Raw genomic sequence first — 12,966 nt, 5'->3', positions numbered from 1 at the left:
GCGCCTGACATGAGCACGCTCAAACCGCTCCAGATCGACGTCGTCTCCGACGTGGTGTGTCCCTGGTGCTATATCGGCAAGCACCGGATCGAGAGCGCGCTGGCGCTCGTGCCCGACGTTCCGGTGAAGCTGAATTTCCGTCCCTTTTTCCTCAATCCCTGGGTGCCGCGCGAGGGCATTAGCCGCGAGGCCTATCTCACCCAGAAGTTCGGTTCGGTCGAAGCGTACAAAGGCATTGCCGGGCGCGTCGTTGCGGCTGCAAGCGAAGAGGGCCTCGTCTACAAGCCCGAGCTGGTAGCGCGCCAGCCCAATACCACCGATTGCCATCGCCTGATCCTGTGGGCCGAGGCGATCGGCAAGGCGCCCGAGATGAAGCAGCGCCTGATGGAGCTCTACTTCCGCGACGGCGGCGATCTCACCGATCTCAATGTGCTGGTGCAGGCGGCCGCCGATATCGGCCTCGACGCCGAAGACGTGCGCAAGCGTCTCGCCACTGACGAGGACGTTGCACGCGTGTCTGCCGACGCACAGGAAGCCGCCGAAAAGGGCATCTCAGGCGTTCCGACCTATGTCTTCGCGCAGAAGTATGCCGTCTCCGGTGCGCAGGATCCGAATCTGCTCGCTCGTGCGATCCGCCAGGTCTCGGAGGAGATCAACGCGCAGGCGGCGGAGTAGTCTTCGCTATCTTCGGAGGCGGTGCACCACGCGTCGCGCCGCCTCGTGAGCAACGTTGAGGCCAGCCAGGGCTGCGTGAATCAGCGCGACGATCGGATCGTTTCGCCGCAGCGGGATCAGCACGTCGCCGATGGCGAAGCGTCCGCGCCAGATCGGATTGATCATGGGATGGTCGGCGCTCGCGGTGGAATCCGCACTCGCAATGGCCGGATCGGCGCAGAGATGGCGGGTGAGGTCGAGCGTGAGCTGCACCCCCGGCGAAAATTTTGCAAAATGCTCGTCGATGCCGAGCTTGAAGAAGAAGGCGCGCTCCTGATGGCGCAGCACGATGCCGGCCGCGATCGGCGTCGTGCCGGCACGCAAGCTGACTATCTCGCACTGTGCAGTTTCCGCCAGGGCCGGCACGGCGCGGCGGATGAAGGTTTCATCGCCCGGATGCTGGATCAGGGCGGTGCCGCGCTTGCCTTTCCAGCCGCTGGCTTCGAGCTGCAAGAATGTTTCGAGCGCAAGCCTGATTTCGTCCGGCTTGCGCGCGACTTCGAAGGCGACGGGCCCGTGCTCTTCCAGACGATGACGCTGGCGGCGCAGCTCCTTGAGCTTCTTGGTGCCGAGCGCCTCGCGCAGCAGCATCTCGCCATCCTGCGTCGCATCGAGGCTGGCGCGGATGTAGGAACTGAGCACGCGAGGCTTCAGGCTGTCGCGATCCAGAACCTGCTTGAGCGCATTCATCGCCGCGCCGTCGAGCGCGACGTCGTTCAGCACGAGCGCATGCGCGCCGGCCTCACGCGCCTGCTGCAACAGATGCGCGGCGGCCTCGATCGGGGCGTCGCGGTCGATCAGCGGGCTGCACAGCGTGCCATAAGGATGCGCGCTGACCAGCGCGGGGAGGGGGATCTTCCAGGCGCGCCAGAGCGAGATCACCGGCATCAGCCCGATCAGCCGCACCGAGGATCCATCATATGCGGCAAGCGCGGAGGCATCGGTGCGGCTGCGCGCACTCGCGCTGACGGCGAGCTCCCAGGCAGGCAGATAATATCCGTTCGGCTCGACCGCGCGCTGCGCCAGCGCGCGCCACTGGCTGACGTCGATCGCAGTGAGCGGGACGCGCGCGGCCATGGCCGCGGCGTGCCTTGCCGATGCCGGATTGATCGCAGCCTGGTGAGCGATGTCGACCACGTCCCGTTGTTCCCCGTTCAGGAGGTTATGCTTAGCGCAAAGATTGGAAAATACCGTTGGGACGCAGCTTCAATTCGAGTGGTAATATTAACACCCCGTTCAGCATCCGGGCCGACGATCGCCGGCCGTATCGATGGACGAAGGATTGCTCTCGCCCCGGAGGATCACCATGATCGCGACATCATTCACGCCGATTGCTTCGCTCCTAGGTGGCGCGTTGATCGGTCTGTCCGCCGTGCTCCTGATGTGGGCGACGGGGCGTATCGCCGGGGTCAGCGGCATCGCGGCGCGGCTGTTTCCGCCTTATGAGGACCGCGAGTTCGCCGGCCGGCTGGCCTTCGTCGCGGGACTCGTCGCCGCACCTCTCCTGGTTCTGCTTGTGACCGAACGCCTGCCGGCGCAAGCGATCGCCGCGACGATTCCGGCGCTGATCATCGCCGGATTGCTCGTGGGCTTCGGCTCGGTGTGGGGCAGCGGCTGCACGTCCGGCCATGGCGTCTGCGGCCTGTCGCGGCTGTCGGCGCGCTCGCTGGTTGCGACCATCACCTTCATGGCGACGGGCGTCGCCACCGTCTTCGTCCTGCGTCACTGGAGCTGACGACGATGACGATCCTCGTTCAATTCGCGATCGGCCTGATCTTCGGTCTCGGCCTCATCATCTCCGGCATGTCCAACCCGGCGAAGGTGCTGAACTTCCTGGACGTCGGCGGCATCACCGCGGGCACATGGGACGCCAGCCTCGCCTTCGTGATGGCCGGCGCGGTCGCAGTGACCTTCATCGGATTCAGCCGTGTCCTCAAGCTTCCACGTCCGTTTCTCGCCGAGCGCTTCTATGTACCGACCCGAAACGACATCGACTCCAGGATTGTCGTTGGTCCCGCGATCTTCGGCATCGGCTGGGGATTGGCGGGCTTCTGTCCCGGTCCGGCACTCACCGCACTCGGATTCGGTTCGCGGTCGGCCTTCGTCTTCGTCGCTGCGATGTGCGCTGGCATGATGCTCGCGCGCTTCATCGCGAACCTTCCGTGGTCGGCGCGCGTTGCCGCGGCAAGCGATCCGCTCGAGACCTGAAACGACGAGACCGGGCGAATTGTCTCGCCCGGTCCCGCCCATCATCACTTCATCGATTACCAGCGGTCGCCGACACCGACGCCCACGCTGACGCCCGGCGTGTGAATGCCGACGCCGGCCCGCGGACCATCGTCCCAGTCGCGATAGGTGCGACGCTCGTAATAGCGCTCACGCGGCATCCTGGCGTAGGAGTCGCGCACGACCACGCGCGCGCCGCCATGCGTGCGATAGCAATTGCCGGCATCGTCGCACACGAGCCGCACTTCCTGGATCAGATCCGGGCTGGCGTATTCGCTGGTCGTATAGATGTCAGCGGCCTTTGCGCCGCTTGCCGCTGCCAGGGCTCCGACGCCAGCCAGCAGTGCAATCGTAAACGTCCTCATCACGTCCTCCTCGATACTGCCCTCGGCGGTAACAAGAAGCGGAGGCGGGGATCGTTCCGGCCCATTTACAGGTTTTTCCCGGAACTGCGCGAGGCGTCTTGGTCCCAGGTCTTGGTCCCAGGTCTTGGTCCCAGGTCTTGGTCCTAGATAGGCTCGTAGGTTTCCGTTCCACACATGTCGTCGGCTTCGGCACGCCGGCGATCGACGACCTTTCCGCTTGATATCGTCACAATGTAGGTCTGCATGCCGAGCGCGGTGCCGGTCGCCGAGGTCAGCTGTGCGCGGACGCAGGCGGTCCAGCCGGGTCCTCGCACCTGATGATGTGGCGGTGCCACATGCACCTCGCGTGGATAGGAGGTGTTAAGAAAGACCACGTCGATCTGCTCGCGTACCACGCGTTTGACGTCGGGGGGCGGCTCGGGCGGCGGCGGCTCGGCTTCCTTCACGCGCATGAACTCGGGCAAGGGCGCCCGGCTGTCGGCAAAGCCGCAGGCACCGAGCGCGAGTGCGCCGCCGAGCAGCGCCGCATGAGCAATGATCCGCAACATCCCTGGAGGTCCCCTGCGGGCGAACAGATAGGCACGAATGCGGTCTGGCGAAGTCCCGGCCGATCAACATTTGCTGAAGGCCGATTTGCTGAAAACATGCGCCGCGCGGCATTTGCTATTATGGGATTGCAGACTAGTTTGTCCGCCAGAGGTGGGGGATTGCACCAATGAAGATTTTGGTCATTGCGGCCGCCGTGCTGGCGCTGACGGCTGTCTCGGCCGAGGCGCAGGGCCGCGGCAGAGGTCAGCCCAATGAAGGCGGCCAGAAGGCGGACAACAAGCCCAAGCTCGACGACAAGGCCTACAAGGCTGCGCTCGAGCGCATTCCGGAGCCCAAGGAAAAATATGATCCGTGGGGCGGGGCCCGCCCCACCGAGCCCGCCAAGAAGCCGAAATAAAGCGAGACGGGCGTTGCGCTTGCGCATCCGCCTGCATATCGCCGGCGCGCTCATTGCGCTCTTGTGTGCCGCGCCGCCGTGCTCGGCTTGGGAGAGCTGGGGCGGCGATGCCGGCGGCTCGCGCTTCTCGCCGCTACGACAGATCACGCCCGACAATGTCGGCCAGCTCGTCCGTGCTTTCGAATATCACACCGGCGATCTCGCCGCGCGCGCCCCCGAGGTGATGCGGCGAACCAAATTCGAGGCGACGCCGCTGTTCGTCGAGGACAGCCTGATCTTCTGCACGCCGTTCAACGAGGTGATCGCGCTCGATCCCGGCACGGGCGCGCAAAAATGGCGCTACGATGCGAAGATCGCGACCAATCAGCGTCCCGCCAATCGCTATGTCTGCCGCGGCGTCACCTGGTGGGTCGACGATCAGGCGCCGCCAGATGCCGCTTGCCGATCGCGCATCTTCATGGGCACAAACGATGTCCGCCTGATCGCGCTCGATGCGAAGACCGGCATTCCCTGCGCCGGTTTCGGCAGGGACGGCGAGATCAAGCTCGATACCGGCATGCGGCTGGATTGGCCGGGCGAATTCCAGATCACCTCGCCACCGGCGGTCGGCCACGGTATCGTCGTGGTCGGCTCCGCGATCGCCGACAACAGCCGCGTCGATGCGCCGAGCGGCAGGGTCCGCGCGTTCGACGCGCGCAGCGGCGAGGCGCGCTGGACCTTCGAGCCACTCCAGCGTGACGGCATTGAAGCCGGCCACGCCAATGTCTGGGCGCCGATGTCGGTCGACGAGACGCGCGGGCTGGTTTTCCTGCCGACGACCTCCCCGTCGCCGGACTTTTGGGGCGGCAGGCGGCCGGGCAATAATGAACACGCCAATTCGGTCGTCGCGCTGCGCGTCGAAACCGGGGAGCTCGTATGGGCATTCCAGACCGTGCATCACGACGTCTGGGATTACGATCTGGCGGCGCAGCCGACGCTCGCGCGCCTCGACACCGGCGAGGGCCTACGCGATGTCGTGATTCAGGCGACCAAGCAGGGCTTTGTGTTCGTGCTCGATCGCGACACCGGCAAGCCGGTCTGGCCGGTCGAGGAGCGCGCGGTGCCGCAGGGCGGCGCCGAAGGCGAAAGATTGTCGCCGACGCAGCCGTTCCCGACGCATGTGCCGGCACTGACGTCGCAAACGATCTCGGCCGATGATGCGCTCTCGCTCCTGCCCGGGCTGGGCCGCGCGTCTTGCGAGCGGCAGTTCGCCGAGGCGCGCAACGAGGGGCTGTTCACGCCGCCTTCGGTGCAGGGCACGCTGGAATTTCCATTCACCGGCGGCGGGGTGAACTGGGGCAGTGCGGCGTTCGATCCGGCTGGTCAGATCCTCTATGTCAACACCAGCCGTGCCGTTCATCTCATCAAGCTGATCCCGCGCGCGGAGGCGGCCGGATTCAATCCGCCGCCCGGTCATGATTTCGGCCGGCAGCGCGGCGCGCCATTCGCGATGTCACGCGCGATGGTGACCTCGCCGCTCGGCATGCTCTGCAACAAGCCGCCATGGGGCGAGATGGTGGCGGTCGATCTGAAGGGCGGAAAAATCCTCTGGCGCGCGACGGTCGGCACCACTGAGGATCTTGCGCCATTGGGCGTGCCGCTGCCTTGGGGCGCGCCGCTTCTCAACGGGCCGGCGGTCACCGCCGGCGGTGTCGTCTTCACCGGCGCGATGGATGCTTATCTGCGTGCCTTCGATGCGCGCAGCGGCGCGGAGCTCTGGCAGGGCCGGCTGCCGGTGCCCGGCGTCGCCAATCCCATGACCTATCTCTGGAAGGGCGAGCAATATGTCGCGATCGGCGCCGGCGGCCACTCCGAGGCGGGCACCTCGATCGGCGACAGCGTCGTTGCGTTTCGTCTGGCACGGCCCGGCGAAGCGCTATCGTTATGGTCGCGCACGATCGATCGTCCGGGCGGACGATTTGTTGCGGCATCGACGACGATCGCTCTCGCGATCATCGCGCTTGTGACCGCGGCGCTGCGCTGGCGACGCCGTCGTCGTATCACGCCTTCTTGATCGCGATGTGCATGCGATGCGAACGCTTGTTCACATCGCGCGAATTATTGCACGAAGCCGAGGCCGACGCGCCGGTCGCTACGCCATACGGGGCGGCAATTGCGCACGAAATTATCGCGCGCGATGGAGAGCGTGAATGATTGCGGCAGTGTGACGGGTGAATCGAGGTCGATCGCCGCGCCGCCTTCAGACATGTTTCGCACCGTGCACGCGATGCCGCTGTTTTCAAAGGTGATCGTCCCTCCCTTGAAAACACGGTGACGCTGCGCTGCACGCTTCTCGATCATTGGGATTCATCCAAAACGACGATAGTGAGGTAGTGCATAGAAATTACGTTGAACTAAACTCAATACTGGCGCTACTTGTGCAACACTTCAGATTTCGTTTACGACGTTGAAGCGGTGGGTCACTTGCTCCCGACTTTCCCGACAAGCTTTTTGGCCCTACGCTCCGATGGAGATGGAGAGCCGCGGCGCTTTGCGCTCTCGCGGCTCTCTTCTTTGCCGGCCAATGCTCAGCCCGGCAGCATCGCGAACGCGCTCGACACCATCGCGACCTGTTTGTTGTCGGCGGCCGAGAGCAGCGTGACGCGGCCAAAGCTCATGGAGCGTCCGAGTCGCACCACGCGCGCATCGGCCAGCACGTCCGACGAGGAGACGGCGCGCATGAAATGCGTGGTCTGGTCGACCGTCGTCATCGGACGGTAGCCGCGATTGGCGGCGAGGTTCGCGATCACCATCGCGGTGTCGGCGAGCGCCATCAGCGCCTGGCCGCAGACCACGCCGCCGTTGCGGCACAGCCGCTCCGAAAACGGCATTCGCAGCAGCGCGCCGGGCTGCCAGTCCGGCACGTCCGCCGGCTGGATGTGCTCGATGCGCTCGACGGCGAGGTTGAGATCCTGGACCCAGGGCGCAAAGACCTCGCCGAGGATGCGTCTCGCATCAGCGATGCCGAACTCGGCTTCTGGCTGCGTTTGCATTGCTGTCGTGTCCTCCATCGTTGCCGGATGTCTCGGCGCATTCTGCGCGGATCGGCGCGGCAAAGTCACCCGTCCCGGCGCTGGCCCCGTCGGCTTGAAAATGCCTGACTTCGCCCGGTATGATAGCGCGCTTGGGAGCGGGTGGACGATGTTGCGTCGGTGTGTCCTCGTGTTTTCGCTGATGGCACTTGGCCTCGTACTGGAGGGCTGCACCAGATGCGGCCCGATCTGGGACGATTGGCTGCACACGCCGAAATCGTGCCGGTCGGACCGGCTCTAGCGCGCCGTTCGGCCCCGAGCGGCCGTTGACAGGGATGACGAGGCGCGGTTGATCCGCCCCTGATTGAATGATCGAGGAGTGAGTGATGAAGCTTTTCCGTATGGCGGCGGTGCTGCTGGCCGTGGTGGCGGGACCTGCCTACGCGCAAATGCCCAATCTCAATCTGCTGCAGGAGGGCCCGGGCAAGACCCCCGAGGAGAAGGCCGCGGACGCCGAACGTGAGAAGGCCTACAAGGAAACGCTGAAGAAGATTCCGGACGCCAAATCGTCCAGTGATCCCTGGGGCGGCATGCGCTCCGACCCGCCGAAGCAGCCGGCGGCGCCGAAGGCCTCGGCCGCAACCAGCGCACCGAAGAAGGGCAAGATGGGTACCACGGCCAACTGACTGCGACGTCCGTCGGAGGCCGCAACGACGCCTCCGGAATAGGACTCCTCTTCCGACAACTCGCTCCCTACATTGAGCCGGTCAGTATTGCGTAGAGGAGGGCGGACATGGCCGACCGGCCGAGGGATCTCGCCGAACGGATGGCGCGCCGTCGCAAGACCGGCGGCAAGCCGGGCGCGACCACCGGCGACGGCTATCTGCGCGAGACCTTCATCCTGCCGCGCCCGGCGGCGCGGGCGAGGGCGGAGGCCTTCTTCGCCCGCTACCCCAAGGCCGGCTATATGAGCGCCGTCGAGACTTGGCGCGAGCTGCCGGGCGGCGAGATCGAGTTCACCATGCGGCGGCTGCCCAGCGCGGATTAGGGCGGGCCCCTATTCCAAGGTTTCTGCGACGATGCGGATCCGGAACACGGGCTCCTTGGCCTCGTCGAGCAGCTCCATATGCCATTCAGAATTCTGCTGGAGCTTGCGGGCGATGCCGGCCGCCATGTCGGCGCAGACGCTGGTCATCTCCCGCCAGGCCGAATCGCGATCGACAAATTCCGTCGCCTGGTCCGCACAGCCGGAATAGCGGCCGTTCCGGATTCGAAAGAAGTAGCGCGGCATGGCTGGCACCGATCACGCGTGACGGCCCCGCCCCCCAAGGCCACGGGCGCGCAGTGCAGTCCCAAACCACGCCCAGATCAATTCCGGGTGGCTACGGAATAGGCCGCCGTCGAACCGCGACGGCATGCTGCGCCGAGACCGGCCCGCCGCCTTGCTCGAGCCGTCTTCCGAAACAGACGAGATCGAATTTCGAAAGAGGCCATCCGCGAGAGGCGGTACTCCGTGGTTCTCCGACCATGAACAGAGTTCCGAAGCGGCGCGCGACACTGATCGACGCCGGCGCGCGGCAGCGCGCATCGGGCCGCATCTCTGCGGGCACCGGCATGTGCCTTGCTTGGCCGCTCGACGGCAGCAACAAGCAACGACATGGGCGCATCATGCTCGGCATCCCCCGCCGCTACAGTCATTTCGTCTTTGGCGTCGTCCAGTCCGGACTGACCTCGCTGATCGCGGCGGGGATCGCCAGCTTTCCCGCGGCAAGCGCGACGCTCTTCCTGCAGCACTGGACGCTGTCGTGGCTGGTCGCATGGGCTGCGATGCTGCCGATCGTGCTCGTGGCCGCACCCGCGATCCGCGCCTTCTCGCTGCGGCTGACGCGGGAGGAGACCGCCCCGCGAACGGGCGGGCAGGCCTGAAAAAACCCGCTTGGGGAGAGCCAAGCGGGTTTGAGGTTATTGGAGGCTGAGGTGCTGGGCTGCAACACCATAGCCCGACGACCCTAGCGGCCTCAGCTTACGGCAGCCTGACATTCCGGCAGATCGCGCCGCTTGCGTGTCGTGCAACGAGAAAACCCCGCTCGGTGCCGAGCGGGGTCACCGACTGGTATGGAGGCCCGGTGTTGGTCCACCGGGCGAGACGAAATTAGGAGAGTCGGCTTACAGGCGCCTGACGGCTGTCCTGAAAGCGGCGCGCCAGGAGGTCGCAGACTGGCCCCGCACCGGTCCCAATTTGGCCATCCGATCGCACAACTGGAGCCACACCGGCGGGCGAGATTCCGTTCCATCGGCGAGGCCATGGGGGAAACGTGGCGCGCCGAGAACGGGGTGGCATCATGGATAACGTAGAGCGGTCATTTGCCGCCGCGACGGCGGCTGGCTTCGTGGTGCTGGTCATCGGCGTCGCGCTGCTGATGCTGCTGTAGGGCGGCGTCAGGCGCAGCCGCAAGCGGGCCCGAGCCATCGGATCCGCACAATGGCGGCTTTCAAGAACCGAAAACAACCCCATGCACAGTAGGACGCGGGGAGATGTCGCTGCGGAATCAACGGCTCGATTTAGGTATTTAAGTACCTATAGCGCCGCTTTGTCCCGAGCCATTCCTGGTCGAATGCGGGACAGGCACGGGAGCGGCGCCGGTAGAAACCGGGTCAGCTTCCGAAACGGTCTTGGCGAAAAGGTCCTGGCGAAAAAGGTCCCGGCGAAACCAGCTCCTGCCGCGGCCTAATGAACCTTGATGGGAAGGCGCAGCTCGGCGGCGCGCTCTTCGCGGTCCTTCCTACGGAACTCGTTTTCCCTGCGCTCGAACTTCGCCATCTCCTCGAGCGCCGCCTCGAGGAGGTGATTGCGCCTCGTCGCATCGTGGTGCGTGTTTTCCGTCATGGAGATCCCCGCTGTGGCGGCCCCGCTACCCGACAAAGCCGGTGGCCCCAGAAAGTTCGGTGCCGCAGCATTGCGGATTTATGACGGCGCCGCGGCTGCGTCTTTGCTGTGGATCAGTTTCAATCGAACAGAGGCACGGCCAACAAAAACGCCGCCCGCTTAAATTGAGCGCGGGCGGCGGCTTTCCAGCCCCGGGTCGGAACGAGCAATTCCCCGGTGATGAATAGTCTGCACGATCTGTGCCAAGGTTTTGTGTCACGTGGCGGGACACCCGCTGAGGCGGATCAGGCGGCTTGCACACGGCGACAATCAACTTGGGACACCGGGGGTCAAATACGGACAGTACTCGACCTGTGGTGCTGTCCCCGACCTGTGAAAAGAACATATTGCGAACATAGAACAGATGGTGTACATTGCTTTTATCGCCGAGCGCCTCGCCAATCGTTTGTCCCACACGCGAATCCTCGCCATAAGGAGCACGACCCAATGTCCGCCACTGCCCTGCGTATCGTCGAAGGATCTTCCATGGACAAGAGTAAAGCCCTGGCCGCCGCGCTCTCCCAGATCGAGCGCCAGTTCGGCAAGGGATCGGTGATGAAGCTCGGCAAGAGCGACCGGTCGATGGACATCGAGGCGGTGTCCTCCGGCTCGCTCGGGCTCGATATCGCGCTCGGCATCGGCGGCCTGCCAAAGGGGCGCATCGTCGAGATCTACGGGCCGGAATCCTCGGGAAAAACCACGCTGGCGCTGCACACGGTGGCGGAAGCGCAGAAGAAGGGCGGCATCTGTGCCTTCATCGACGCCGAGCATGCGCTCGACCCGGTCTATGCCCGCAAGCTGGGCGTCAATATCGACGAGCTTCTGATCTCGCAGCCCGACACCGGCGAGCAGGCGCTGGAAATCTGCGACACGCTGGTGCGCTCGGGTGCGGTGGACGTGCTGGTGGTCGATTCGGTTGCGGCCCTGGTGCCGAAGGCCGAGCTCGAGGGCGAGATGGGCGATGCGCTGCCGGGCCTGCAGGCGCGTCTGATGAGCCAGGCGCTGCGGAAGCTGACGGCCTCCATCAACAAGTCCAATACCATGGTGATCTTCATCAACCAGATCCGCATGAAGATCGGTGTGATGTACGGCTCGCCCGAGACCACGACCGGCGGCAACGCGCTGAAGTTCTACGCCTCCGTTCGTCTCGACATCCGCCGCATCGGCGCGATCAAGGAGCGCGACGAAGTGGTCGGCAACACCACGCGCGTGAAGGTGGTCAAGAACAAGCTGGCGCCGCCCTTCAAGCAGGTCGAGTTCGACATCATGTACGGCGAGGGCGTCTCCAAGATGGGCGAGATCCTCGATCTCGGCGTCAAGGCCGGCATCGTCGAGAAGTCCGGCGCATGGTTCTCCTATGACAGCCAGCGCCTCGGCCAGGGCCGCGAGAACGCCAAGGCGTTCTTGAAGGGCAACCCCGACATCACGGCCAAGATCGAGACCTCGATCCGCCAGAACTCCGGCCTGATCGCCGAGCAGATTCTCGCCGGCACCCCCGAGCGCGACGCTGACGGCGAGGAGCCGGCCGAAGAGTAAGACCTAGCGAATTTTCGCGAGGAGCGGGCACTGAGGACGTTGAGTTGCCGACGTCTTCGGTGTCCGTTTCGTTTTGGCAGGACTAAACGAGAGCGGGTGATCTCGTTGACCCGGCTCATTCTGACAACAGAATCGTCCGCCGCCGGCGCTCTGCAACGCGCCGGTCTCGCCGATCTCGTGATCGCGATCGAGCGCCGGCTCGTCTGGGGGGCCGCTGCCGTCCGACTCCGAGCTCGAGGCATTCTTCGCGGCGCGTACGACCCAGCAACCTCACCTGCATTGGCTGGACGATACGCCAGCCTGGCGTATTGAGAAATCGGGCGTTGGCGGGCGGGGATTGATCGAGCTGCTGTCGGAATGCGACTCGGCTGAATTGTGGATGGGGCCAGAACCAAATGGGCAATTGGTTCTGCTCTGGCTGCTCGATCACTGCAGCAGCGACAGAGCGGCAATCTCCAAACTCATGATACGTCGCCTGGACATTGCTGTTGGTGGTATCGAGCCAGATCGACTTGCGCAGCTGGATCCGCCTGTTATCAAGCCCGCGCAAGGTCACCTGCAGCTGGCTGGTCATGCGTGGCGGGCCTATCGCGCGCCGACGCCACAGGCTTGGTTCGACCTCCTCAAGGCGGATTTGAAACCGCTTCCGCAGCTTGAGCGATGTGCCCTTGACCTGCTCCAAGAGCTTCCAAACCTCACCACAGGTCTTGGAGCCACAGAAACGCGGATACTCGAATTAGTCGCGGCGGGCGACGTGCAGCCCTTTGACGTCTTCCCGGGCTATCTGAAGCGCAACGAGCGTCGCGTGTTCGACTACTGGGAAGTCGGCGCGCTGCTTGATGGCCTCGCGCGATGTGCGGTGCCGGCCGTAGCCGGTTGGAAGAGGGACCATTCTCGCTCGATATGCATGACGATGCTCTCCGTCGCGCACGATACAAACAATCCCGCTTGTCGTCACTGAACTCGGGAAATCGGTGCTGGCAGGGGACGAGGATTTCCGATTCTACAACCCGATCGAGCGTTGGTGGGGCGGTACCGAACTGACGAACGAATGGCTCTGGCGGTGGGATCGCGAAAGCCGATCGTTGGTCGCGCCTTAAACAAGCGTTCAGTGCCGTAGGATAGGCAAAGGCACGCAAGCGCCGTGCCCACATCCTTCATCGCATGCAAAGATGGTGGGCACTTCGCTCTTCGAGCTACGGCGGACAAGCCGCTTTGCCCACCCTACGAAACCTCCGTTGC

General features: G+C 64.6%; 17 protein-coding genes. 10 read left to right on the top strand and 7 right to left on the bottom strand.

Annotated features, from left to right (window positions below; translation table 11 throughout):
- Window positions 1-9 precede the first annotated feature (9 nt).
- Window positions 10-675, top strand: coding sequence for a DsbA family oxidoreductase (locus tag AC5V87_RS26800; protein WP_456837596.1), 666 nt, complete (start codon window positions 10-12; stop codon window positions 673-675).
- A gap of 6 nt (window positions 676-681) precedes the next feature.
- On the opposite strand, the gene AC5V87_RS26795 is transcribed toward AC5V87_RS26800, so the two are convergent.
- The gene (locus AC5V87_RS26795; RefSeq protein ID WP_495368204.1) at window positions 682-1,851 is read right to left on the bottom strand and encodes a GNAT family N-acetyltransferase; all 1,170 of its coding nucleotides are present in this window, start codon (window positions 1,849-1,851) and stop codon (window positions 682-684) included.
- A gap of 169 nt (window positions 1,852-2,020) precedes the next feature.
- Here AC5V87_RS26795 and AC5V87_RS26790 point away from each other — a divergent pair, with 169 nt between their 5' ends.
- Both AC5V87_RS26790 and AC5V87_RS26785 read left to right on the top strand, forming a co-directional pair.
- Window positions 2,021-2,449, top strand: a complete 429-nt coding sequence (locus tag AC5V87_RS26790) for a YeeE/YedE family protein (RefSeq protein ID WP_495368203.1) — start codon at window positions 2,021-2,023, stop codon at window positions 2,447-2,449.
- 5 nt (window positions 2,450-2,454) lie between these two features.
- Window positions 2,455-2,922 carry a DUF6691 family protein gene (locus AC5V87_RS26785; RefSeq protein WP_495368202.1) on the top strand — a complete coding sequence of 156 codons (468 nt, stop codon included), beginning with the start codon at window positions 2,455-2,457 and terminating at the stop codon, window positions 2,920-2,922.
- Between the two features lie 56 nt (window positions 2,923-2,978).
- Here the strand turns inward: AC5V87_RS26785 and AC5V87_RS26780 are convergent, their stop codons facing one another.
- Both AC5V87_RS26780 and AC5V87_RS26775 read right to left on the bottom strand, forming a co-directional pair.
- Window positions 2,979-3,305: a hypothetical protein gene (locus AC5V87_RS26780; RefSeq protein WP_456837600.1), complete on the bottom strand. Its 327-nt coding sequence runs from the start codon at window positions 3,303-3,305 to the stop codon at window positions 2,979-2,981.
- Window positions 3,306-3,448: 143 nt separating this feature from the next.
- A complete protein-coding gene (locus tag AC5V87_RS26775) occupies window positions 3,449-3,853 on the bottom strand; it encodes a hypothetical protein (RefSeq protein WP_495368201.1) in 405 nt (134 codons plus the stop codon).
- Between the two features lie 167 nt (window positions 3,854-4,020).
- On the opposite strand from AC5V87_RS26775, the gene AC5V87_RS26770 reads away from it, so the two are divergent.
- A complete protein-coding gene (locus tag AC5V87_RS26770) occupies window positions 4,021-4,251 on the top strand; it encodes a hypothetical protein (RefSeq protein ID WP_456837602.1) in 231 nt (76 codons plus the stop codon).
- Window positions 4,199-6,304 carry a pyrroloquinoline quinone-dependent dehydrogenase gene (locus AC5V87_RS26765; RefSeq protein WP_495368200.1) on the top strand — a complete coding sequence of 702 codons (2,106 nt, stop codon included), beginning with the start codon at window positions 4,199-4,201 and terminating at the stop codon, window positions 6,302-6,304. Before AC5V87_RS26770 ends, AC5V87_RS26765 begins: the two co-directional genes overlap by 53 nt.
- A gap of 44 nt (window positions 6,305-6,348) precedes the next feature.
- Here the strand turns inward: AC5V87_RS26765 and AC5V87_RS26760 are convergent, their stop codons facing one another.
- Both AC5V87_RS26760 and AC5V87_RS26755 read right to left on the bottom strand, forming a co-directional pair.
- Window positions 6,349-6,591, bottom strand: a complete 243-nt coding sequence (locus tag AC5V87_RS26760) for a PilZ domain-containing protein (RefSeq protein ID WP_495368199.1) — start codon at window positions 6,589-6,591, stop codon at window positions 6,349-6,351.
- Window positions 6,592-6,818: 227 nt separating this feature from the next.
- Entirely contained in the window at window positions 6,819-7,283 is a 465-nt protein-coding gene (locus AC5V87_RS26755) for a PaaI family thioesterase (RefSeq protein WP_456837605.1), read from the bottom strand.
- A gap of 365 nt (window positions 7,284-7,648) precedes the next feature.
- Here AC5V87_RS26755 and AC5V87_RS26750 point away from each other — a divergent pair, with 365 nt between their 5' ends.
- On the top strand, window positions 7,649-7,948 hold the full coding sequence (locus AC5V87_RS26750) for a hypothetical protein (RefSeq protein ID WP_456837606.1): 300 nt from the start codon (window positions 7,649-7,651) through the stop codon (window positions 7,946-7,948).
- 107 nt (window positions 7,949-8,055) lie between these two features.
- Complete coding sequence (locus AC5V87_RS26745; protein WP_456837607.1) at window positions 8,056-8,310, top strand: hypothetical protein; 255 nt, start codon at window positions 8,056-8,058, stop codon at window positions 8,308-8,310.
- Window positions 8,311-8,319: 9 nt separating this feature from the next.
- On the opposite strand, the gene AC5V87_RS26740 is transcribed toward AC5V87_RS26745, so the two are convergent.
- Window positions 8,320-8,553, bottom strand: a complete 234-nt coding sequence (locus tag AC5V87_RS26740; RefSeq protein ID WP_495368198.1) for a DUF6894 family protein — start codon at window positions 8,551-8,553, stop codon at window positions 8,320-8,322.
- Between the two features lie 377 nt (window positions 8,554-8,930).
- Between AC5V87_RS26740 and AC5V87_RS26735 the strand changes: the two genes are divergently transcribed.
- Window positions 8,931-9,188 carry a DUF2798 domain-containing protein gene (locus tag AC5V87_RS26735; RefSeq protein WP_456843299.1) on the top strand — a complete coding sequence of 86 codons (258 nt, stop codon included), beginning with the start codon at window positions 8,931-8,933 and terminating at the stop codon, window positions 9,186-9,188.
- An 802-nt stretch (window positions 9,189-9,990) separates the two neighbouring features.
- Here the strand turns inward: AC5V87_RS26735 and AC5V87_RS26730 are convergent.
- Window positions 9,991-10,149, bottom strand: a complete 159-nt coding sequence (locus AC5V87_RS26730; RefSeq protein ID WP_456837609.1) for a hypothetical protein — start codon at window positions 10,147-10,149, stop codon at window positions 9,991-9,993.
- 486 nt (window positions 10,150-10,635) lie between these two features.
- Between AC5V87_RS26730 and recA the strand changes: the two genes are divergently transcribed.
- Window positions 10,636-11,724: a recombinase RecA gene (gene recA, locus AC5V87_RS26725; protein WP_456837610.1), complete on the top strand. Its 1,089-nt coding sequence runs from the start codon at window positions 10,636-10,638 to the stop codon at window positions 11,722-11,724.
- 337 nt (window positions 11,725-12,061) lie between these two features.
- Entirely contained in the window at window positions 12,062-12,685 is a 624-nt protein-coding gene (locus AC5V87_RS26720; protein WP_456837611.1) for a hypothetical protein, read from the top strand.
- Window positions 12,686-12,966: the final 281 nt, after the last annotated feature.

Source organism: Bradyrhizobium sp. SOJA106, from assembly GCF_059448745.1.
Note: the sequence above shows the minus strand (reverse complement) of the source record. Positions and strands in the feature narration are given on the sequence as shown.

What these genes read in the sequence shown, in the direction of transcription:
- AC5V87_RS26800 (WP_456837596.1), top strand. Translation starts at nt 10, where the DNA reads ATGAGCACGCTCAAACCGCTCCAGATCGACGTCGTCTCCGACGTGGTG.
- AC5V87_RS26790 (WP_495368203.1), top strand. Translation starts at nt 2,021, where the DNA reads ATGATCGCGACATCATTCACGCCGATTGCTTCGCTCCTAGGTGGCGCG.
- AC5V87_RS26785 (WP_495368202.1), top strand. Translation starts at nt 2,455, where the DNA reads ATGACGATCCTCGTTCAATTCGCGATCGGCCTGATCTTCGGTCTCGGC.
- AC5V87_RS26780 (WP_456837600.1), bottom strand. Translation starts at nt 3,305, where the DNA reads ATGAGGACGTTTACGATTGCACTGCTGGCTGGCGTCGGAGCCCTGGCA.
- AC5V87_RS26775 (WP_495368201.1), bottom strand. Translation starts at nt 3,853, where the DNA reads ATGTTGCGGATCATTGCTCATGCGGCGCTGCTCGGCGGCGCACTCGCG.
- AC5V87_RS26770 (WP_456837602.1), top strand. Translation starts at nt 4,021, where the DNA reads ATGAAGATTTTGGTCATTGCGGCCGCCGTGCTGGCGCTGACGGCTGTC.
- AC5V87_RS26765 (WP_495368200.1), top strand. Translation starts at nt 4,199, where the DNA reads ATGATCCGTGGGGCGGGGCCCGCCCCACCGAGCCCGCCAAGAAGCCGA.
- AC5V87_RS26760 (WP_495368199.1), bottom strand. Translation starts at nt 6,591, where the DNA reads ATGATCGAGAAGCGTGCAGCGCAGCGTCACCGTGTTTTCAAGGGAGGG.
- AC5V87_RS26755 (WP_456837605.1), bottom strand. Translation starts at nt 7,283, where the DNA reads ATGCAAACGCAGCCAGAAGCCGAGTTCGGCATCGCTGATGCGAGACGC.
- AC5V87_RS26750 (WP_456837606.1), top strand. Translation starts at nt 7,649, where the DNA reads ATGAAGCTTTTCCGTATGGCGGCGGTGCTGCTGGCCGTGGTGGCGGGA.
- AC5V87_RS26745 (WP_456837607.1), top strand. Translation starts at nt 8,056, where the DNA reads ATGGCCGACCGGCCGAGGGATCTCGCCGAACGGATGGCGCGCCGTCGC.
- AC5V87_RS26740 (WP_495368198.1), bottom strand. Translation starts at nt 8,553, where the DNA reads ATGCCGCGCTACTTCTTTCGAATCCGGAACGGCCGCTATTCCGGCTGT.
- AC5V87_RS26735 (WP_456843299.1), top strand. Translation starts at nt 8,931, where the DNA reads ATGCTCGGCATCCCCCGCCGCTACAGTCATTTCGTCTTTGGCGTCGTC.
- AC5V87_RS26730 (WP_456837609.1), bottom strand. Translation starts at nt 10,149, where the DNA reads ATGACGGAAAACACGCACCACGATGCGACGAGGCGCAATCACCTCCTC.
- recA (WP_456837610.1), top strand. Translation starts at nt 10,636, where the DNA reads ATGTCCGCCACTGCCCTGCGTATCGTCGAAGGATCTTCCATGGACAAG.